Origin of the sequence: Paenibacillus sp. FSL H8-0168 (assembly GCF_038592955.1) — a bacterium.
Taxonomy (GTDB): domain Bacteria; phylum Bacillota; class Bacilli; order Paenibacillales; family Paenibacillaceae; genus Paenibacillus; species Paenibacillus polymyxa_B.
In genome coordinates this window covers 1,697,613-1,720,000 of the sequence record NZ_CP151948.1, presented here as the reverse complement: position 1 = coordinate 1,720,000, position 22,388 = coordinate 1,697,613, and the positions used below count along the sequence as shown (strand labels likewise).

The following is a 22,388-nucleotide window of genomic DNA, read 5'->3' as shown; positions in this document are numbered from 1 at the left end:
GATGCTTGCTTCAAAATCATCGAGCATCTTGTTCATAGTGCGCCCTATTGCTTTTCTTTTCACGAGAGAATAATCTATGTTAGCGGTAATATCCCCCCTTTGCATAACGTCGATTGGCGTACTCGATATCAGCTTTTGATCCGCTATTCCATTCCCCGCCATGAATAAAAATAATTAATCCAATAATGATTGATAAAAAATAACCGCTGCTCTTTCTGAGGACAGCGGTTATTTTTTATCGAATACTTTAGGTAGAAGCACATGAAACTTTTTAAGTCAGAAACTTTCATGGAAAATAAGAACAGCTTTTTGACCAAGTTCTTGAGATAATTTAATTTTTTTGAAATTACGAATCTTTGGCCGACTATGTTTAGTAATTGTATCAATCATAAGTACTTTTTGGGGATATTCTATAATCAAAAAGGAAATTATTATTTATATAAACATATCAAATTTTTATATAGTAGGTATTATTTATTTGGAATATGTTTATACTGAGCGAGAAGTGAGCTGAATGAATGGTCTTATGGTTTTTAAAAAAATATTCATAAAGATAGGAAGAAAAAAGATGTGCAATATAATCAATCATCTACCTTTACGACCTACCATAGAAAAGGATGAAAGTATATCAGGATATTTTTTTAGGCTGGTATATAAAAATTGTTTTAATTCTGCAAACACATTGATAAAGGAATTAGGTTTATCCTATACTCAGGCTGTAAACAGTGACTTTCCTCTTTCAGCAATTGAAAACCTATCAATTAGAACAAATACACAGAATTATCCTTATTACAAGCACACTTATGCTTGGAGACTCAGATTAATTACCAGTGATTGGTTTAATAAAGTATTACTGAAAAATAAAATTAAATACTGTCCGGTCTGTATTAGTTTAAAGCACTATCATCGTTTGCATTGGGGAATTCACCCTTTACATTTATGTTTAATACATAAAACTAGATTGCAAGATTGTTGCGCGACTTGCTCTTCACCTATTACTCATAGCAATTTTATAAGAAATGAATGTGAAGCTTGTAATTCCAAATTAGAGAATGCAAATTTTGAGATATGCCAAAATGCGTTGCTTCTTGAATCTCAGAAAAGAATGTATGAAGCATTGCTAAACCAAAATTTAATTCTGCCGAATATTGATAGTTTCTCTGAATATCTTAAATTGGCGTATGGAAGTTTTCACTTGTTAATTGGTGCTAAGCATTTTATAGGGATGAAGGAAGGTGTTATTATAGCTTTTTATAATCAAAGTAATCATCGCAAAAATGGTTATGATGAGGCACTTGCTTATGCAAATGTTTATTGGATGTACAAAAACTTCCCATACAACTTTTATTTTGTTTTAAATGATTTTATTTCAAGAAACAAAGGCAGCAGAAATTTTTACCCTAGATTAAAAAAATTTGAGTTTTTTGTTCAATCCTCGGAATTTATTTGGTTAGAAAGAGCTTATCGGTCGTTTTTACTACAAAAATGTGAGGAAGGTACGATCAAAAAAGATTTATCGATTTTCAATTGATGTTTCATGCTTATGTTTAAAGAAAAGTAATAATATATATGACGAGAAATCAAGAAATGAGTTTGATCTATATATTTCAGCTACTGCATCAAAGGAAGATGAATTACTGGTTACTTCCACGCATACAGTTTGAAAAAGTACAATATCTTTCAATTAATTCATAATTTAAAAAAAGCCACTTAAGAAAATAATTGCTCATAGTTTTTTAAAAATTGATAATAAAAGTTAATGCCTAAAGAAAACATTATTATAGTTTAAAGTAAATCTTAAACGATATCGAAACATTGACAAAGTTGCTTTAGCTCAATTAGATATTAGGCTAAATGCTTAATAAAAATTGATTTCCAATCCTCAACACTTTTATTCTGTTGCAAAAGCACTTCGAGCTCATACACTGTTATTTTTGAATTATAAAGATCATAAATTATTGAATTCATAATAGTTGTAAGAGAATGTACTCTATAATATTTTCTTTCTATACCGGTTTCTTCAGTAATTCTTTGATGCGATATTGAAACCCCTTCTTTATATAATTTACATATGGCTGTTATTGCATTCTCAAGTCTTATACGTTCTGTTTCAATTTTATTTATTTGGGTTACTTCTTCTTTCCTTTGGATATACCAATTTATTAATTCTGGCATTTGACTCTTAATCCACTTGGCTCCTCTCCCTAATTCATGAAAAAAATTATCATTACTAAGTCGAATTTTTTTAGTTTTAGCTTCTAAAATGATGCGATCAGCTTTACGCCAAATATGGTTTTTCTCTTCCCAACTGACCTCTTTAATATCTTTCTTCTCTCGTAACTTCAACTTTTGACGGTGCTCGATCCCATTTGATTTATCATTAATTTTTAATTTTGTATGCTTGCTATCATCATTTAAAAACAACTGAACTTGTGGATCGAAATAATAAAAGTAATACTCTCTTTGAGACCAATTAAATTTTTTTCTTGCAAAAAACACCTGTATCCCTTTCTCTTCGCTTAACAATTGAAAGTATGGCAAGGGATTTTCTATTTCTTTAAATAATTTATATTTATTAATTACTTCTGAGTTTACTAATTTGTATCTTATGAAATAGGCTATAAATAATGATGCTATATAACGTGAGATTTTAAGCTGGTCTGCAAAATCCTTAAGTCTGTATTTCGCATTTAAAAGGGGTACACCCACAAAAGAAGCACTTATTATTCCATCTTTTTCAATCCATTCTCCATCCTTAAGAAACCCATATTTTAAGCTACAAAACTTACACATATGTTGATTCCTTAATGTGTATTTATTTTTATGAGATTTATGCACCCTAATCGGTAACATCCCAGTATTATTACCAAACGAAGAGCACCATGGAGCGAGACAAGAACCAACATTCGTTTTTCTTGTTTTTTCCTCCAAAATACTTTCAATATACGTAGAAGGGACTTTAGTATCATAAAATTTCCTCACAGTTACTCCATTGTCTTGCAAAACTCGACGGATAAATTGCAGTGTCACTGTATAAATTTTCTTACTCTCTATATCACTTCTAATGTAACTAGTAAGTCCACTGATGATATCTGAGGAAAGTGGAATGCGCCCACGAACCATTTGAGGTTCAAAATTTTGGGAGATGTAAAGAAGTTTAACTGCTAAATATCTTCCCTTTGATAAATTAGTAGTATTTATGTGCTCTCTATATAATAATTCTTCCCATTGTGAGTGCAAAAAAACTTGATGTCTGATTTCTTTTTCATTTATACATGATCTAATAATCTGATATAACCTAAACTGACATTTAGGGCATACTCCATCTGCTAATCCTTCTCCAACATAAGGCAATGGCTGATTACACTTGAGACATGAATCTTCAAGATAGATGAGATGCTTATGACAGATGTCAATTTCTTTTATTTGCCAATAAAGATAATATATATTTTCTTTACTAATACACTTGGGACAATACCTCCTTCTTTTTTTCTCCATGCATTCACTTGTAAACCCCCATATAGATCCATCTATCGGATCGAATAAAGAATGTAGTAAAGAAAAAAAAGTGGAAGAACGTATCTGTACCCCACCTTTATTCATTTGTTTGCAAAGCAAATCTATGTTAATACTCTCTAAAGGTTGATAATCTATAGAGCTTGATTTACGTATTTCCCCTGCACCCCACCACTTATAAACTTCCTTTATTGTAGTGAAATATGCTTTTGCTATTCGCATAAGGTATGAGCTTAAAGATTCTCCTTGATATATTTTAGGCCGAATGAATAGTTTAGAGCTTGTCATTTTCATCTTTCCAATCTTCATCTCCAAATATTTTGGTCATATCTTCTTCTGCGAAATTTCCAATAATATTTCTTTGCGCCTCTAAGAGAACGTCCCCATTAATTTTCTTAAGTATAGAGAAATCACTAAAATCATCTTCAAAGACACCAATTAAATCCATAGTTTCTCTGATTATTGGTTTAACCCAGCCAACAAGCCCATTAGTTATACTAAATAATAAAGGGGCAAAAGCACTTCCCTCATTGTCCCAATCCAGTTTAAACTCTTGTGGTACGGCCAATTGTCGCTCAACCTCACTCAAAAAATTAAGAAAAGTAGAATCACATGATGTAAAATGGTTTAATACTGTCTTTGGATAACGACGAAGATGTTGAGTATTAAGCATTCTAAGTTCCTCTATTGCATGAGTCCCTACGCAAACGAGACAAACGTCTGTTGAGTTTGCAATATCCTTAATATTTTCCATTACCGCCTTACGTTGGACGTACGTGGATGCTAATAAATAATCCATTTCATCAATGATTAGCATTTCTACTTCTAACTTTTTTATAAGTGAAAACGCTTGATGCTTTATACGGTTTACATCAGAATTTGATAATGGAAAATCATTATCAATACTTTGCAATATACTGTTATAAAACCCTTTATAGGTAAAAGGGATAGGGAGATTCATGTATAGCACTGACCGTGTATCAACCTCAGTACCATCCTCTTCAGTTTTCGTAATGGGCGGATTTCTTCGAACATATTTTTTCAAACATTGAGTTTTTCCTGCTCCTGAATATCCCTCTATAAAGAGATTGATTGGGGTATCGTCATTCACTCGATTAGATCGTTTTATTTTCCTATTTCGATCCAGACGATTCCAGATTCTCACAAGTTCAGGATGCTCAATGTATAAATTTGTCACTCGATTTTGGAAATTTTTAAACTCCGAACTAGCACTCACGATTTTTACCTCCTAGTTTAATAACTTAACTAAGTATTATCACTAAGATACACATCTAATGCCTACTGCCTAAATAATTTTCTGCATAGCTTATTTTTCGCATATTATTTTTAGAGTAGTTCATTCTTTTTTTCAGCATTTAATTTTGCTACAAGTTGTTCCACTGTTGAAATTACTTTTTCAGCTTTAACTTTTTTTTCTGGTTCCTTTACACTCAATTCGAATCCTCGTGATAAAGCTCTACGGCGGGCAGGTGTGTTTGTAGTTACCATGTGATTATATTTTTCGCGAATCAATAGTTTGCTCTTATTTATTAAAGAGGAACCCGGGATTTGCTGCTTCGTAATTTGTCCTTGCTCAATGAGATTTTTGCGGATAGAGCTATACATTTTACGACTTAACCCCTCTATTTCATCAGCCGGAGGACTTATAGAAGGTACTTCAATGTACTCCTTTGAATCTGGATCAAGTAAATAGATTTTAGAGATATCCTCAACATTAAACTTAATTTTACAATTCTTTTTCTGACTTTTGCTGATAAACCGCGAAGTTTCCTGAGAAGCATATTTCACATTTTCCACTCGAATACCATCTTTACGATAAGTACGCATTTCGGATGGTAACATTTGAATTTTATAATAAATTTCATCCTCCTCTGGAATAAAAGGTAGACTTCCCATTACATCCATAGCAGTATACAATCTTGCCACAGGTGTGTTACATTCTAAAGGAAGTCCAGCATGTTCACTGTGATGATAGACATCTGTAATGTAATGAACCAAAAGTTCTCGTAAATCATCTAAAGTCAAAATCGCCTCCAATCTTGCCTCCTTTTTTACTTCTCTACCACTACTAAATTTTTCTCTATATCCAAGTAAATTTTCTAGAAATTTTGTGTTAATCGTACCGAAATTCCGTTCAATAATTCCACCATAACGGGGTGTAGCAATCGGCCGATAACGAAGCTCAGTTCGAAGAACATCCTCAATCATGCTCTTGACATAATTACTTTTAAAGTCAGATCCGTTATCCATGTAAATAACAGAAGGAACTCCGTGCATTTCCCAATCATTTATTGTGCCGTACTGTTCCTTAGCCCTTTTAAAACAGATGCCATTCAACAATGTTCTCATTACTTTATTTCCCGAAGGGTCTTCAAAAGACAAATCCAATCCCCAGACCATTCTCGTAAATACACAAAGACCTAGGGTTAAGGTAGGTTCTCCTAGTTCTACTCCTGTATTTGGATCAATTAATGTTATGGGGAGACGAACATGATCAATCTCTATAACATGTAGTGGAGCGAATGCAAATTGATTCGAAGCTTTCTCCTTTAGAAATTGCGGTTCAACAATGTCACCTTTACTGATTCGCTCAAATACATACTTATCAATACGATCTACAATCTTATACACCGTATCATAACTTAAAGGTTTTAGATTTCTTGATGTACAAAGAATATTAATGTTCTCAGTTAGTAGTGATACTTTTCTCTTTTTCTTCACAATGAATTTTTCCAGTTCTTCCTTAATAAGTGGAACATATTCAATTGGGAGCCTAACGTAAATAGTATCTAAAATAATCTCTATTTTTTTAGGATGATTTAATGTAATAGAGACTTCATCGGTTCTATTATGCGCATTCAAATGAGCCTTTGATACAAGCCCTTCAATTCCATGATTAGTACGCTCTATTTCTGATTTTTTATATTTGGACAAAAACCTAAACACTTGTCTTGTGGAATAATTATTTTTTTTTGCCACACGTTCAATCAACTGATTTTTTTTGAGATTCTCAAGCTGCTCTTTAGGTCTCAAATATTCTTGGTACTTCTCAACAAAAGAATAGGCAGCGTACATATCCCCACTAACTAATTCTTCATATAGAAGAATTGGTGCAATAATATTCATTTTTTCCAATGCTAAATTCCGTCTTTCAGTTGGAAGTGTATCAATTAAAGCTCGTTTTTTGGAGTCAAGTTGTTCTTCCTCGGGAAGCAACTTTTTTCTCTTATGATTCATTATCTCAAAAGTAGGATCTGTAATTATCGTCAGGTATTTGGATTTAGTAATTCTCCTATCTCCGTCTTCTCTATAAATATAGATATATGGAGGCTCGAAATCATGGACGTGATACTTAACACCACACCACATAAAAGAATCATTTATCTTCAGTCTCATAATCCTCACTCTCCGTTTTGAAAAAGCTTAGTAATTCTTGAGATAGATTTCCAATTATTACTTCACTAGAGAGATTCATTGGCGCGAATAAATTCACTTTTAATTTTCCAAGAAATATTAAATGGTAAATATGAGGTAATATATTTCTGTAGTCTGTTTTTACGATGAAACTCTTTGCTAACAACTCTATCGAAGAATTTTGATAAAAATGGGCTTTTTTTATTATTTCATGAGAAAAAGCATCAAAATCAGATCGTGGATGCTTGTAGTGCATAATAGACTGCAAGTTTCTTTTTACTATAGGGGGCATAGTTTTTGGATAAATGACTGAATACTTCCACCCTTTATCATTACAGTAATCTGTGCAGGCTTTATACAAATGTGGTGCTTGCTCAGTCGCTTCATTACCTCCTTTTATTTGATACAAATGTGGCATCTTACCTTCTCGAAAAACTAATACATCGGGGACGTGTTCCTTCTTCACTTTAACAAAATCCTTATTAATCAATTGAAGTTGTATATTAATTGGCTGTGGATAATAACGAATAGTCATAGGGTCAAGTTCTAAAAAGTAATAAAATAAACATTCTCCCCAAAGCGATTCATAACCAATATGACGATTCATTTTAATGCTTGGAAATGACCCTATGATATGTGTATATTTACGACTCCCTTTATTACTCACTTTTCTTTTTGGTGAATAAAGTTCATCCTCATGTAACCATGATCTTTTACCGACCCAGTTCACTGCTATCACCTCTAAAATGACATTTTATTATCAAGTTTTAATTGCATTCTTATAGCCATTGTTGCCGAAAAAAGTTAGCGTTAATCAAGAAAATAAATAACTGAAAGTAAAAAATGCCTGAACCATCAAGGTCGCAGGCACTGACATCTAATTCAAGTTTAATGACAAAACATATTCTATATAATGACAAAACTAATTACAACGGACACTCCCTGTGTGTTCGCTATAGAAATTATTCAATATAACGTACAAACGTATAGTATATTGATACTTTACAACTTACGTTATATACTATTATAAAATTTATACACTGGGGGTAAGGTTAAAATGTCCATAGCTTCGGAGTTGAGCGGAACGAAGCCCGATTCACTCAGCTTTTTACATGGGGTTAAAGATTGTATTCCTACATTGCTCGGTTATGTATGTATTGGGTTCGCGGCAGGCATTGTGGGTGCCTCATCAGGGGTTAGCACCATGGAAATTGCCTTCATGTCGGCGCTTGTATACGCCGGAGCCTCTCAGTTTATTATGTGCTCGATGCTGGCTGCAGCCAGTCCTCCATCCGTCATTATTTTAACGACATTCATTGTGAATGCTCGTCATCTGCTGTTAAGTGCGTCGCTGGCTCCTTACTTTTCTAAATATTCATTGTGGAAAAACATAGGCATCGGCGCTCTTTTGACGGACGAATCCTTTGGAGTAGCGTCGGATAAATTGGCTAAAGGCGGGCAGGTCAGTGACCGCTGGATGAACGGGCTTAATATTACAGCTTATCTCGCTTGGATTGCATCCTGTGTGGCGGGAGGGGTTCTCGGGAACTGGATTTCCCGGCCGGAGACTTTTGGTCTGGACTTTGCCTTGCCTGCGATGTTCCTTGCCCTGCTTATTTCCCAGCTCCAAAGTGTCCAGACCTCCAAACTCAAGCATCGTCTGCTGCTTGTGCTATGTATGGCTGTTCTGATGTACCTTTTGTCCTGGTGGGTGCCATCACATATCGCCGTCATTGTAGCGACCATGATCACCGCAACGATTGGAGTGTTAACCGACAAATGAACATTAATCCCAATGTCCTGTATATCATTATCGGTGCCATGATTGTCACGGCGATTCCAAGGATCATTCCCTTTGTCGTGCTGCAAAAGCTGGCGCTACCCAAGCCAGTGCTACAATGGCTTTCCTATATTCCCATCTGCATATTCACGGCCCTCGTGATGGAGAATTTGCTCGTCCGAACCGAATCCTCAGTCACTCTTAATGGGCAAGTGCTTATGGCTGTCTTTCCTACGCTAGTGACCGCCTTGTGGAGCAAAAACCTGCTGGCTACCGTCGTTGTCGGTATTGTGAGTATGGCTGTAGTTCGACTATTGTGGTGAAGATAAAAATTACCCTCCTACAATAGGAGGGCATCTGCCATTTCTTATGATCCACCTGTCGTCCTTACTAACGAGGGCGACAGATCTTCTTCCTCAAAGTCACATTCTCGTTGTGAAAGATACGAGGAGGCTTGAAGCCTGAACATTTCTGCATACACTCCGTCTATATCCATTAAGCGTTCATGGCTACCTGCTTCTACAATTCTGCCTTCCTCCATTAAAATAATGGTATCCGCCATACGTGCGGAGGACAATCTGTGGGATATAAACACTCCAATTTTCTCATGAATAAGCTGATCAAACTTTTGAAAAACCTCTTTCTCCGCATGTGGATCCAAAAAAGAGCTCGGTTCATCCAAGACATATATATCGGCATTTCTCATAAAAGCCCTGGCTATTGCAATACGCTGCCACTGTCCTCCAGATAGCTGCTGTCCATCTTCAAACCATTTTCCAAGCAAGGTATTCATTTTATCAGGCAGGCCGACTATCAAATCTGTAATTCCCGCCTTATCTATAGCTGTCCAAATAGCCTCATCATTTTCTCTGGAAGCCACATGACCAAAGCCTATATTATCTCTAACAGCCATCTCATAATGTACAAAATCCTGAAAAACAACGCCTATCTTTTCTCTAAAAATGTCTTTATCCAATTCATGTATAGAATGTCCATTAATTAATATTTCTCCTTCAAAATCGGAATACAAATGAGTTAGTAACTTCACGATCGTTGATTTACCCGATCCATTTCTCCCTACAATCGCCAGCTTCTCTCCTTGATGAAGCTTGAAGCTAACATTAGAAATGGCATTCTCCTCCGTGTTCGGGTATCTAAACGATACATTCCGGAATTCAATACTATGAATAGCGGACAAAGGCAATTGCTGAACCGTTTTTTGTATTTTTGCCTCTTCCGGCATATCTAAAAAATCAAATAGCTGCTTGATATACAAATTATTTTGACACAAGCTTAAAATCCCTTGTACAATGCTCTGCGATGTTGACTGAGTTAACGTGATACCCTGAATTAAGCTCACCAAGTTCCCTACTAAAATTTGACCAACATAAGTGGCTTGTATGGCCATGAAAATAATAAATGCACACGCACCCTGATTTACAATCTGAAATACAAGAGAAGTATAGGATCTACGAACCGCTAGCACTTTATCCTCGCGATAAAACCCTTCGAGTATCGTTTTGTATCTTTTTCGTAGATAGTCTCCCAATTGAAATATTTTCACTTCTTTAAAACTATTATCTCTTGTCACCAAAAACGACAAATACCAGGATTCACGTTGTCTTCCTGCTCTTTGAAAGTGAACATTAAATTCTCTTTGCCCGATACGTAAAAAAGAATAGAATGACAAGCATGGAATGAGAAAAATGAATAAGAATGCCCACCATCTCCATGCGATAAGAATCGCACCCGTCGAAAATAAGGTTACAACACTGCTAATAATAGCAAGGATTTGAGTAAATATTTCAAACGGCCTAAAATCTGCCTCTCCCTGAGCACGTTGAAGCATATTTTGCACATCTGCATCCTCAAACGACTGCAAAGACATCTTTTGTGCTTTTTCAATAATTCTGATATTTACCTGGTTTGATAGCCGGCTTTGAAACATTTTACGAAAAAAGCTTTCGCCAATATTGATCAGATCGTACAGCAAATTGACACCGATTAAGACGCCAAAAGCTATAAAAACAGGTTGAAAGCTTCCCCCTGACGCTCCGGCCACGACACTGTTGATTAATTCTCTCGTGGTTAAAAGGATCACAGCAGGAATTGCACCCTTCAACAAATTCGTAATGAGTATAGCAATCAAAAAGGAAGGATGTGTGTCCCAAAGCAGTCTGAATATACGAGGCCAAAATAGAAAGGTACGAAATATATTTTTATAGGACAAAGAGATCAGGTCATTGGTTTGTCCATTAGACTGTGACATAGCTTACCCCTTTCCTATGCAACAGGTTAGCTACTGTATGCTTAGCTAAAGCCATACATTTTATTTCTCGCTCCCTATTTACACCAAGCAGACGATTCAAATGCATATGAATGATACTGCCCAAAATATCATCAGGATGATTGGTAAGCTCGTGATTATTTTTAGCCAGGTTTATCGCTTGAGCATACTGCTGAATCATAGTCTGTCTTTTTTCTACAAGTGCTAAGAAAGCAACCTGTGTGGCCGAATCTGCTTGTCCAATCCATTCATAATTCGCTTCTACAGCGGTAATCAATGTTTTTTTGACATCCCTAAACGCCTTCATATGAGGCTTGCAATCAATTCTCTCTTCTAGCCAGCTCACTTGCTCCTGAATTGTTAAGCCAAAACCACTCAGATAATGAATAATGTTAATCACAGCCGCTATCTCTATGTCCAGATTGAAAGCATTAGAGCGAATTCCCTTCATATAGGCGATGACCCATTGACTATCCACGTCAAAAACCTGTTCTGCCAGCTCCATAAGTGTCTGTCCTCCATACCTCTCCAATTCAGGATGGTATGTATCTATGACCATATTCGTTATTAGCCCCTCTTCACGTAACTCGGCTGCCCACTGATTTAACTGCGCCAAACCAGCTGTCCATAGCTTATCGGGCTCTCCCTGAAAACGTAAACGGATATGATGTTCAGGATCAACGTATCGCAAAAAGTAAAATTTTTGACTCCAATCCTTAAACCCCGGCTGTTTTAAGAGATGCCCTAGGCTTAAGCCTACCAGGTCAGTCTCTCTTTCCTTGACTCCGTACAATTTAAGGTATAGCCACTCGCCTCCTGGAAGTATTCCTCTATGAATGCTGGAAGGAGTATGAGCAATGAACTTTTGCGAATCAACATGGTTTTGCGAACTAGGGATACTCGGTTTCACCTTTATTTTTTTCTTCTTTAGCGGAAACACAAATTCCCCCATATATCTTTCTGCTGCCCCCTGCAATGGGGTATGGAATGGATTACCCAAACACTCGGTAAGAAGAAGCTCCTGTCCTTCGCGTATCTTGCTCACCTCACGTAGCAATTCTTTGATATGGAAGAGGTTGCATAGGTCTAATAAAAGGCGATTATCCCCCATCGTTAGGTAAACATAGCGTGGTACATTCCATTGTTGTCTCCACACCTGGAAAAGTTCTTCTCCTTCTTTGGACTCGCATGATTCTGAAATATTCAATGAAGCTTTGCTCAGTTTCCACTGCGCAGCACTAATAATGATCTTTTTATATACTAGTCTTGGCAAAAAAGGGGACTGCTCTAATGGCCCCCAGTCAAAATAAGACCACGTACCAATCTCTTTATTAGTAATATCCGTTAAAAATCTGAATATATGTGGTGAAAGCTTGTAATTCAGCATGTGTGTTTGCAAGGGGATTATTTCCTTACCCAAACGTCTGGACTTGACATAAAAACGATCATGAGTAGCACCCACCACTAAATCATCAATACAAAGCGTATGGTCCTCATCTTTAGAAGACGTGGTTCCCGATACAATCTCATATTCCATTAAATTTTTGCTTAATGAGATGTTGGATATTTTCCCTTGTTCCGGCATAAAAACCATCTCTGATAATAACGCATCGGGATGAAAGCATCGGTGATGATCATATATTTCAGATAATTTTTGTACAAACTCCTCACTAAACATATCCAGAAAACGTCCAAAGGTTTTACCCGCTCTATTCGAGCCAGCACTGGCTCCAAGTAAAAGCGAATAGTCTCCAGAATCAACTTTTTCAGGAGAATCAGCAAATATACTGTAATAGATCTCCATTGATTCTGGGGAAGTGCCGTAGTTATCAGAAATCATCAGTTGCTCCAACTGTTCATCTGTAAGGACGAGTTCTATTTCATGATTAGAAATGGCATTCGAAACCCATTGAAAGAGAACAGCGTTGCGTTTAAATGCCTCCATGCCCATTGATTTTTTTTCATTTGAACGATACATTTCCGGTATACCCAGACCCCAATCCTCATCAAAAAGTTCATGAATAGGAACCTCCTGATACACACCGTACTTTTCCAAGAAACGATTCAAATATTCAGCCAATTCATCCGTTTTGGGGGATGCATACAATTTGCACATGACTTCAGCCCCTAATGAAACCTCATCAAGCACATGTTTCGGCAGCGTTACTTCTTTATCCAATTTAACATCAACTTGTACAGGTGTTTTTACAGAAATGATATCCAGCATTTTGTCACATAATTTCCGGTAGACCTTCTCTCCTTCTCCAATCGTGCATTGATTATATTGAAGTAATAAAGCATCAATTTCGTGTAAAATGTGAATCCAAGGATCGGAAATGTCCAGTTTTTTAATTTTTTCGAATATGTAATGGAAGGGTGAATGATCCATTAACGGAGGTCTAAGCTCGCTCAAAATAAACTCTTGCTCTACTAGTTGCTGCAAATAATCAGCTATGATTTCCAAAGTAGCGTCAGGGAATGCCTTTAATAGTATTTCTTTGAGTTCCATCACTCGAATTGGATGTTCAGCAGCTTCAAACGTCATTCGAACAACGTCAGTAAACCGAATGGAATTAAAAATTTCTGCCGAATCATCAGCTTCTGCTGCTCCATGCTTAGGTCGGAATGGTAATTTGGCTCGATTTCCTTTGATCATAACCGTTTTGTTTAGGAAGACCTTTAGTTGATTAAATATGGCCGGATCAGCTTCTATTTTTTGAATCAGTTTATATATCCATTCCATGTCGGGTCTGGCTCTCTTCAGATGCTTAGGATAGCTACCAATATCCAGATCGGTAGTCTTCCCGCAAATCCCCTGCCCCACTCCTGAAAACAACCCAAATGGAGTCGTTCGGGTAGTCATCCGAACAAAATACCGATAAAAGCTGTTCAGCGTCTTCTCATACTTTTGTAGCTCTCCTTTATTATCCAAAGCATGGCCAGCATTTAAGTAATGTAAAAACTGCATTAGGGACGGAGAGGCTAATGATATGGCTTCTTGAACAACAGCTTCTTGGGATATCAACTTTAATCGACGAGTTATTTCCTCCAAAGTAAGCTGGCTGTCCCCATCTTGATCCGAAAACACCTGAAAATATCGGTCTAGCGGTAGTAATGGAGCTCTGATTAGAAAAAAATCACATGCACTAAACCATCTTTCATCCCGATCTCTCACTTCATTATGTAGTTTATGCGCATCAGTGTAATGCAGTTGTCTCTTCACAACTGACCACCTCCAAGTTTTTAGGAAATATATTCAACTTGTAACCGATTCCATGACATGTTACCAGAATTTTTGGATGACTTGGATCATCTTCTATTTTCTCTCTCAATTTTCGGATGTGCACATACACCGTATTAGACGTAGTAAAAGCATCTACTCCCCAGACTCTGTCTATAATGTGATCAATCGTAGAAGCACACTCTTTTGCAGTTAGAAGATACATTAATAATCGGAATTCCATCATAGTCAGCATATGCTCATGCCCTTGCTTCCAAATAACCTTTCCAGCAGGATCAAAAATGACATTGGGTGATAAACTAATAGCCTGCTGTTCTCTTTCCACTCCACATGCAGATGAAGCCATTGAAAACAGTTGTTGGAGGAGATCCAATTGCCGTTGGTCATCACTATGATAGGAAAGAAAGATAAATGGAACCGTAAATTTTTCTTTAATGCTGTGCCAGTAAGACAAGTCCTCTAGCGTTAAATGATCCTGATTCAAAGCTATACCGATACACTGCTCATCAATCTCCGGTAGAGCCTGGTAAAGCGAATCATAAAACATGATTCGAATGTTTTCTGGAGTGCTTAAAGTCTCAAAAAAATGCTTAATCTTCCTAAAAGATGATATAACCATAAATTTTTGTTTCATCTAATCCCCCCAAAACCAATGCTTCAGATAAGCAATAAGGTAGAGCGCCCTTAAGAAATTAGAAACAATTCACTCCATCTCCCTGAATATTTAGGATGTTCTTTCCCAATTCCATAGTCCAGCAAACTTAACGCAATCCCTGTTGCTCCTTGCAGTATTCCTACATTATGAACATGAGTTGTCCCCTCCAAATCCTGGTATCCAAATGGGAACTCTTCATCGTATAAATTTACTAACTTTAAAGCTATCTGATCGGCAAAGTGTAGGGCTGCTATATTACCGGTTAAGCTATAGAATCTATGAGCCATATGAAGCAAACCGGCCAACCCGTGACAGAAAGTAGGGGATAGCGCGTTTAGTAGCTCATCATCTAAGCAAAATATGGATTTGATAGCTTTTTCCGCTATCTTTTTCCATTCTCCATTACTGCACTCAATTCCTGCTCTGAATAATGTCCAAGCTATTCCAAAGGTTCCATGACACCAGCCTTCAATTTCTCTCATCCCTACTTTTTTCTCTCTCTTGTTCATTGAAAACGCTTGAGAGTTTACAGGCCAATACCAGCCATATTGATCCTCCTGAATTTGAATAAGCAAAAAATCGGCTATATGTTTTATAGCCTCATGTAGTCCTTCAACTTTGATTTTTTTTTGTAGGGCAGTGACAAGTAGTGCAAGTACTCCGGTGATACCATGCGCCAAACCTAGATAGATTGAAGCCGAATCTTCCCTTGACGACAAATATATATATTCAGGTATAAAGTGCGTAATGGTGTCTAATAGTTGACGAGACAGATCACACATCGTCTTGTCTTCAGCAACCTCCAAAGTGTATCTGCCCACTCCAAGCAGTCCATTGATGATATCCATTTGCCTACTGAACTCTGTAGTTGTGCCAATTCCAGGTAAATCCCCCCACTTTACTTCAATATACTTATTAAGCTGAGAGATTAAATTGTTATAATTAGCTCTGTTATTGGAAGCTAATAATATGCCATAAGCTACTCCTGTTGTTCCATAATAAAGAGAAATACGAGGCAATAATAATAGAGAGTTAGCATCTAAGTACCGTAACTGACTATGCACATGCTCTGCCCAATTTTGATCAGGCTCCAGGTAACCCCATTCGGACAACAGCACAAACACACCCGGAATTCCATCGGCAAGCGAGCCAGGATTCCAAGGGGACTTTCCACGTGAAGGTGAAAGGTTGTTTGTATGATTAACTATCTTTTCTGTATATGATAGGTCTATTAGCTTTTGTGCTATATACTTACTGATTTCAACTGATCTCCCCTTCAAATCTTCAACCATAAATCCTTCCCTCATTTTCATAACTGGAAAAGACACGGTTATAGAAACCGTGCCTTTTTTCCATGTATTTTCGTTATTAACACGTTTTGCAGAAGGTAAGACTAACTTGACAATTCAAAGTACCTGTTGCACATGAAGGAGTACAGATAAGACCACTGGCTGGTTGAACCCCTTTTGGAGCAACCTCATTTTTGGCTACTTGCAAGTCCAGATCAAATTGATTTTTCATCTTGTTACCTCCTTTTATTTTTTACAATTTTATTATAAGTTATATAATCTTAACTAGACTTTATATATTTCTTACATTTGTCTTAATTTCAACGAATACATTTAAGATAAACCTTTATTACTTTTTAGTATTTTTAAGGACAGCACACTAGATTTTAGTGACAATATAATGAGGGAAAATATAATGGAGGCTTTCATATGAAAATTGATAGTTTTGTTATACAACAATCCGACCAAGTTCGTGCAAGAGATATTAGTAAAAAAATTGCTTTACGTCTGTGCGAGCCCGAATCCGTCTATGCAGCAGTCCATTGGGAACACAATGTTTCGCCAGAAACAAAGTACCACCCATGGGGAGAAACTTCACTTTCGCATGGTTATCCTGGTAACATTCATTTACTATCGCAATGGCGTGCTACAGACCCTTCGTATGATTGGAATAGAGCCATACATTCAAACATGGCTCAGATCCAATCCTCACTTGCTATAAATGGTCTTCACGATCTCTCTCTTTACAGTGGCTGGGCGGGCATCGCTTCTTCCGTAAGAGAGGCTTCTAATCATGGAGAATACTACAGCAATTTTTTACAGCAAATACATCAATGGATGATGCCTCTAACAGAGCAATGGCTTCAGTCGAACACAGAACAATTAAGCCTTCACGAAGGTATGCCCATGCAATCCTTTGACACCATTTCGGGAGCTTCAGGGATTGGAAGATATATTTTGAGGAACTCAACTGATCCTATCTGTACTCCTCTTGTTGAACCAATTCTTCAATTTCTTACCGATCTTACACATCCCATACATATTCACAATCATTATGTCCCAGGGTGGTACTCCCCGCAAAAGTTTCAATTTTTAGACCGGGATAAACGTAACTATCCTCTGGGCAATTTTAATTGTGGAATGGCACACGGTATTCCTGGACCGTTAGCTTTGTTGTCCGTGGCTTACAGTTCTGGAATTGAAGTAAAAGGCCAATATCAAGCGATTGAAACCATTACGGAATGGTTGCTTAAGTATAAATATGAGGATGAATATGGCAGCTACTGGCCTCATATTGTTCCATTTGAAGCTGAAACAGGCTCTCTACGGTTTGATTTGGAACGAGCAAGAGAAGCATGGTGTTACGGTACACCCGGCATCGCCTGTTCCCTATTTCTTGCCGGAAAGGCTCTCCATAATGAGGATCTGCAAAAATTGGCTGTGAAAGCTTGTGTCGGTGCAATCTCCTATGAGATATCTAAGCGGGAAATGGACTCTTCTGCACTCTGTCACGGTCTTACTGGATTACTTACCATCTCTTGGCGAATGTGGCGGCACAGTAAAGAGCCTGCATTTCTCCCGCTTATTCAACAGTTAACGAATTGTCTGCTTGATCGCTTTCAAATGGATAGCCCACTTGGATATCTGGACCCCGAGCCAAGGTCAGATGGCTCTTTGACTTGGCTGACAAAAGCGGGCATGCTTGAAGGCGTTGCTGGGATTGCAGCTGCTTTATTAAGTGTTTCTGAGAACAAAGAGATCGGTTGGGATTACATCCTCATGCTATCCTAACTACAACCAGTCCCTATTCACAAACATCTTTCTCCCACCATACAGATAGGCTAAAAACGTAAAAATGACAATCAATCCGAGACCGTAAGGCTCAACTCTGGGTGCATAAGTCGCTGTTTGCGGCATCATAATATAATAAGGAATCGTAAAAGGAAACCACGCACCTATGGAAGAGTGAAAGCCTGTTATGACAATATTAGGAACCACACAACAAATGGACATTCCCAGAGAAGCTCCAAAATTCCGAATTTTTATCGAGAGCATAAGCTGTAATGCTGCCAGGGGAAAAATCCCGAGCCATCCTCCCAAACCGGTAGAAAGAACGACAGACCAAGGGATTTCTCCTGGAGCACCTGCTATATTTCCACTTACAAAATAGCCTACTATAAATATAAGCTGATCGAGACCCAGTATGAGAATGAGCAATATATATTTTGCATAATAAATTTGCTGACGAGGATACGGGCTGCTTAATAAAATCTTCCATCCCCCATCCCGATGCTCATACGCACACAAAAGAGAAGCGATAATTCCACAATAGAGCGGATAAAAAAACATAGAGTGAAATTGCGCTGAATAAGTATATAAAGTTAACCAGCTGGGCGAAAAAAACTGCTTCAAATCGTTCAGCTCCAGGACTCCCATTAAAGAATTTATGACCGCATCTAATATAATGAGAATCCATACCATGATCCATTGAAGCTTTATCGTCTCTACGCGTAAAATAGAGCCCATGTATCTTCTCCTCTCTATTTGAATTCATGCTTGGTAAACTGTAATGTACCAAGTCCCGTAAAGATGACTCCCGCACTTAAAGCAACGATCACCCAAATCATGTGTTCCTTCATCAGAGGACTTGATAGTGCAGGGTACGACCAAGGCAATATTTTAATCCACAGAATACTTGTGCGTGCCAAAAACAAGCTTGCAATAGAACCGAATATACCAACCGCTAATGGGAATGCCTGATTAGTGAAAAGCGTAGACAGCCAAAGTTGAATTGCAAGTACTGGTAGGGTAGCCAAGCTTGCATTAATCGGCTGTAACAGCATGATCCGCCAAGGAATGGGTTCGCTTGTATATAACACCCAGATGAGGCTCATACCTGCTACAGTGATCAAGGCAGTACCCAACTGCAGAATCACGATCCATACGATTTTGGATAAATAGATATAGCTTCTGGGAACAGGCATGGCCATAAGCTGCTTCCATGTTTGAGTATCATGCTCTGTACCGGCCATAATGCTCGCCAAAAGTGTACCGCCAAGCAGCATCACAAACGAAAGGAACATAAACATAACGGCAAAACCAGCATAGACACCTCCTGGTCCTTGCCGAAAGTAAAGATACCATTCCACGGCAGTCATGCCTGTAAGTACACACCCCTGTATAAGAGGAATCCACCAGCATATTTTCTTCAGCTTAAGACCCTCTGCCTTTATAACCCGGAGTATCATAAGCTTCGCTCCTTACCTGTCAGTTCCAGGAATATCTCCTCCAAGGTTTTTTTCTTCTCTGTGACCCGATAAATGGGATGATTGTGTTCCACAAGCACCTTGATCATCTCCGAAGATTGTTGCCGATCTACAATAGGAGTCACGACATTTTGTTCAATCGATTCAGCTCCGGCCGTCCATCCATACTGAATCAGTGCACCGGCAGCCAGAACAGGATCTGGGGTTTCAATGAATAATTGAGGCTTGCTTTTGGCGGTGAGTTCCTTCATCGTTCCCTGGAAAATCATTTCACCCTGATTAATAATTCCTACATAGGTTGCAATCTGCTCAATTTCGCTTAATAAATGGCTCGAAACCAGTACCGTCATTCCGTAAGCGCCAGGAAGGCTCATAATTAACTCCCGAATTTCCTGAATACCAGACGGGTCCAAACCATTCGTCGGTTCATCAAGTATCAATAATTTGGGGTTCGCAATAAGCGCCATAGCAATCCCCAGTCTTTGTCGCATCCCCAAGGAATATCCCTTTACCGGACGATACGCATCCTTGCTTAATCTCACTAAATCCAGCACTTCATGAATTCTTCGGGTCGGAAGTCCACGCATGGTTGTGACGATTTCCAAATTTCGATATGCAGATAAATGGGCATAATAGGCAGGTGATTCAACCAAGGAGCCAACATCCTTCAATATTTCCATACGCTGATCCTTTAGCTTTTTCCCGAAAATCTCAATTTCTCCGGATGTGGATTTAATCAGCCCAAGCAGCATACGAATCGTGGTTGTTTTACCCGCCCCATTAGGTCCTAAGAATCCATAAATCTGCTGTCCAGGTACCTGGAGATTTATTCGTTTTACAAATTCCCGTTTTCCAAAACGCCTAGTTAGCTGCTGTGTATGTATTACATATTCAGACATTTCCTGATCTCCTCTCGACTTCTAATGCTGAAGCTTAGTTACATACAGTTTACTGAAGTAAAGTAAACATCAGGTAAACAGTCCCTAAACAACAGGCAAAAAAATCGAGCAAACTGCAAAATGTGAGATTAGATGTTAAAAAGTTAGATGTTTAGCGGCAGTGAAATCTCCATCCTTGTACCCGCTTTACTGCCTGGAAGGATATGAAGTGTTCCGTTATGCGCTTCAATAAAGCTTTTGGCAATAGGTATTCCATGCCCTTGGGAGTGAGATACCTGCATGAACTCATTAGAATTCATTCCTATTCCGTCATCTTCGATAGAAATAAGAAGCTTATCGTTCGCTTTGTTTACTTCCATGGAAACGTGTGTACCTGGAGGATTATGAATGATTGCGTTAATCAAAAAATTCTGCAGCGCTCTGCCTAATAACTTGCTATCGAAGGACATAATACAAGCCGCCTCCATGGACGTAAAAGAAAATTCGTATTGCTCGGCCGAAGGATGGTTAGCAATATCTATGACCGCACTACGGAGAAACTCCACAATGTCCTCCTTCTCCAATTGGATTGGCAATGGACTTTCCTTAAGCTGCATAGAAGCATTCAAATCCTGAATCAACTGCTTCATTTCAGTCACTTTCTCACTGATACTCATACTAAAGCTTCTTCTTTCTTCATCAGACCAGTCATACTCTTGAGCAGTTAGCATGGCCGCATATCCCTCAATATAAGATAATGGTGTTTTGAGATCATGGCTTACACCTGCTACCCACTGCTGTTTTCGTTTCTCTATTTCCACTCTCTCTTCCTCATTGCTGCGCAATTGTGCCGATAAGATGCTCATTTGTTCAAAAACTTCTTTATACAATTGATACGGAGGTTTATAACTGTTTTTCTGATTTTTTTTGCCCTCCGGCAGTTCCAGTTCACTTAGCGGCGCTTGGAATTCCCCCGTCGCAATATTTCCAATCCATTTAATTACATACACCAAAGGTTTGCCTATATACCATCCGTAGGCAGCTATGAACACAACACTCTGCACGATACCAAGTCCTGTCCAGAATAGATCAATATTTATATTTTGAGATGCTCCAAATATACTTTTTATAAAAATATATAAGATCGTGCAAATAACAAAACATAGGACATAGGCCAGTACAAAGCATAACGTTACTTTCATAAAACGAAAGGACATCTTAACCAGAGAGTTCATTCTTGCTCCTCCATCTTGACTGACATCATCATTTTATAACCAAGTCCTCTTACATTGATTAAAAATTGGGGGTGCTTGGGATCAGGTTCAATTTTTTTCCGCAAACGGGAGATATGAATCACTACAGTCTTCTCATCACCCAAGTAGGCCTCGCTCCATATCGCCTCGTAAAGCTGCCGTACACTGAAAATACGATTAGGATGCTTGCACAAAAATACCAGCAGTAGCCATTCACGTGCCGGACACTCGACCTGCTTGTCCTCCACAAACAACACACCGGATTCCAGTTCCAGTCGGAAATATCCAAAATCTAAAGTTCGTAAGGTCGGTTTCATGGCCACTGTCGAAACTTTCCGATATTTCATTCGAGCCTTCATACGGGCAACGACTTCCAGTGGGTTAAACGGTTTGGTAATATAGTCATCCCCTCCGATACCAAACCCCATTAATTTGTCTAGGTCTGTATCCCTTGCCGTCAAAAAAAGAATAGGGGCATCCGTATATAGGCGCATTTGGCGACATACCTCAAACCCATCGTTATCAGGCAGCATAACATCAAGTACAATCACATCCACATGCGATTCCATCACGACTTGCAGCGCTTCCCGACCTGTTGCAGCATGCTTGACTTGAAGGAACCCTTCTTTTTTTAACACCGTTGTCAGCATATCCCGCAGTCCCTGCTCATCGTCTACTATAAGTACTGCAATTTCTTCCATAACCCAAGGTTCTCCATTCTTTTTTTACATTTTTTACTTTCATTATAAAAGCAAACGGGCAGAATTTAAATCGAGTTCCATCACATA

Annotated in this window: 18 protein-coding genes; 4 read left to right on the top strand and 14 right to left on the bottom strand. The window is 38.1% G+C overall.

Going from position 1 to position 22,388, the window contains the following annotated elements; all coding sequences use genetic code 11:
- The first annotated feature begins 514 nt into the window (after window positions 1-514).
- Window positions 515-1,531: a TniQ family protein gene (locus MHI21_RS07955; RefSeq protein ID WP_342419772.1), complete on the top strand. Its 1,017-nt coding sequence runs from the start codon at window positions 515-517 to the stop codon at window positions 1,529-1,531.
- A gap of 314 nt (window positions 1,532-1,845) precedes the next feature.
- Here MHI21_RS07955 and MHI21_RS07950 read toward each other — a convergent pair whose 3' ends face one another.
- The 4 genes from MHI21_RS07950 to MHI21_RS07935 all read right to left on the bottom strand — a co-directional run bounded on the left by MHI21_RS07950 (window position 1,846) and on the right by MHI21_RS07935 (window position 7,681).
- Window positions 1,846-3,810, bottom strand: coding sequence for a TniQ family protein (locus MHI21_RS07950; protein ID WP_342419771.1), 1,965 nt, complete (start codon window positions 3,808-3,810; stop codon window positions 1,846-1,848).
- Window positions 3,791-4,753: a TniB family NTP-binding protein gene (locus MHI21_RS07945; protein WP_342419770.1), complete on the bottom strand. Its 963-nt coding sequence runs from the start codon at window positions 4,751-4,753 to the stop codon at window positions 3,791-3,793. Before MHI21_RS07945 ends, MHI21_RS07950 begins: the two co-directional genes overlap by 20 nt.
- Window positions 4,754-4,863: 110 nt before the next feature.
- A complete protein-coding gene (locus MHI21_RS07940; protein WP_342419769.1) occupies window positions 4,864-6,933 on the bottom strand; it encodes a Mu transposase C-terminal domain-containing protein in 2,070 nt (689 codons plus the stop codon).
- Window positions 6,914-7,681, bottom strand: a complete 768-nt coding sequence (locus MHI21_RS07935; protein WP_342419768.1) for a hypothetical protein — start codon at window positions 7,679-7,681, stop codon at window positions 6,914-6,916. The genes MHI21_RS07940 and MHI21_RS07935 overlap by 20 nt, the downstream gene beginning before the upstream one ends.
- A 327-nt stretch (window positions 7,682-8,008) precedes the next feature.
- Between MHI21_RS07935 and MHI21_RS07930 the strand changes: the two genes are divergently transcribed.
- Window positions 8,009-8,734 carry an AzlC family ABC transporter permease gene (locus tag MHI21_RS07930; RefSeq protein ID WP_341161891.1) on the top strand — a complete coding sequence of 242 codons (726 nt, stop codon included), beginning with the start codon at window positions 8,009-8,011 and terminating at the stop codon, window positions 8,732-8,734.
- Window positions 8,731-9,054, top strand: a complete 324-nt coding sequence (locus tag MHI21_RS07925) for an AzlD domain-containing protein (RefSeq protein WP_342419767.1) — start codon at window positions 8,731-8,733, stop codon at window positions 9,052-9,054. The genes MHI21_RS07930 and MHI21_RS07925 overlap by 4 nt, the downstream gene beginning before the upstream one ends.
- 44 nt (window positions 9,055-9,098) lie before the next feature.
- Here MHI21_RS07925 and MHI21_RS07920 read toward each other — a convergent pair whose 3' ends face one another.
- From MHI21_RS07920 to MHI21_RS07900, 5 genes are all read right to left on the bottom strand, one after another.
- The gene (locus tag MHI21_RS07920) at window positions 9,099-10,832 is read right to left on the bottom strand and encodes an ABC transporter ATP-binding protein (RefSeq protein ID WP_342419766.1); all 1,734 of its coding nucleotides are present in this window, start codon (window positions 10,830-10,832) and stop codon (window positions 9,099-9,101) included.
- 154 nt (window positions 10,833-10,986) lie between these two features.
- On the bottom strand, window positions 10,987-14,070 hold the full coding sequence (locus MHI21_RS07915) for a lantibiotic dehydratase (RefSeq protein WP_342419765.1): 3,084 nt from the start codon (window positions 14,068-14,070) through the stop codon (window positions 10,987-10,989).
- A 145-nt stretch (window positions 14,071-14,215) separates the two neighbouring features.
- Window positions 14,216-14,893, bottom strand: a complete 678-nt coding sequence (locus MHI21_RS07910) for a winged helix-turn-helix domain-containing protein (RefSeq protein WP_165176091.1) — start codon at window positions 14,891-14,893, stop codon at window positions 14,216-14,218.
- Between the two features lie 50 nt (window positions 14,894-14,943).
- Window positions 14,944-16,206 (bottom strand): lanthionine synthetase C family protein, encoded by a 1,263-nt coding sequence (locus MHI21_RS07905; protein WP_342419764.1) that lies wholly within the window; start codon window positions 16,204-16,206, stop codon window positions 14,944-14,946.
- A gap of 76 nt (window positions 16,207-16,282) precedes the next feature.
- Window positions 16,283-16,435: an FDLD family class I lanthipeptide gene (locus tag MHI21_RS07900; protein WP_103048208.1), complete on the bottom strand. Its 153-nt coding sequence runs from the start codon at window positions 16,433-16,435 to the stop codon at window positions 16,283-16,285.
- 197 nt (window positions 16,436-16,632) lie between these two features.
- On the opposite strand from MHI21_RS07900, the gene MHI21_RS07895 reads away from it, so the two are divergent.
- Window positions 16,633-17,994, top strand: a complete 1,362-nt coding sequence (locus MHI21_RS07895) for a lanthionine synthetase C family protein (protein WP_342419763.1) — start codon at window positions 16,633-16,635, stop codon at window positions 17,992-17,994.
- On the opposite strand, the gene MHI21_RS07890 is transcribed toward MHI21_RS07895, so the two are convergent.
- The 5 genes from MHI21_RS07890 to MHI21_RS07870 all read right to left on the bottom strand — a co-directional run bounded on the left by MHI21_RS07890 (window position 17,995) and on the right by MHI21_RS07870 (window position 22,301).
- A complete protein-coding gene (locus MHI21_RS07890; RefSeq protein WP_342419762.1) occupies window positions 17,995-18,729 on the bottom strand; it encodes an ABC transporter permease in 735 nt (244 codons plus the stop codon). It lies immediately after the preceding gene.
- A 14-nt stretch (window positions 18,730-18,743) separates the two neighbouring features.
- On the bottom strand, window positions 18,744-19,451 hold the full coding sequence (locus MHI21_RS07885) for an ABC transporter permease (protein ID WP_342419761.1): 708 nt from the start codon (window positions 19,449-19,451) through the stop codon (window positions 18,744-18,746).
- The gene (locus MHI21_RS07880; RefSeq protein ID WP_342419760.1) at window positions 19,448-20,368 is read right to left on the bottom strand and encodes an ABC transporter ATP-binding protein; all 921 of its coding nucleotides are present in this window, start codon (window positions 20,366-20,368) and stop codon (window positions 19,448-19,450) included. Before MHI21_RS07880 ends, MHI21_RS07885 begins: the two co-directional genes overlap by 4 nt.
- A gap of 143 nt (window positions 20,369-20,511) precedes the next feature.
- The gene (locus tag MHI21_RS07875) at window positions 20,512-21,582 is read right to left on the bottom strand and encodes a HAMP domain-containing sensor histidine kinase (RefSeq protein WP_254326405.1); all 1,071 of its coding nucleotides are present in this window, start codon (window positions 21,580-21,582) and stop codon (window positions 20,512-20,514) included.
- A complete protein-coding gene (locus tag MHI21_RS07870; protein ID WP_165176099.1) occupies window positions 21,579-22,301 on the bottom strand; it encodes a response regulator transcription factor in 723 nt (240 codons plus the stop codon). Before MHI21_RS07870 ends, MHI21_RS07875 begins: the two co-directional genes overlap by 4 nt.
- Between the last annotated feature and the right edge of the window lie 87 nt (window positions 22,302-22,388).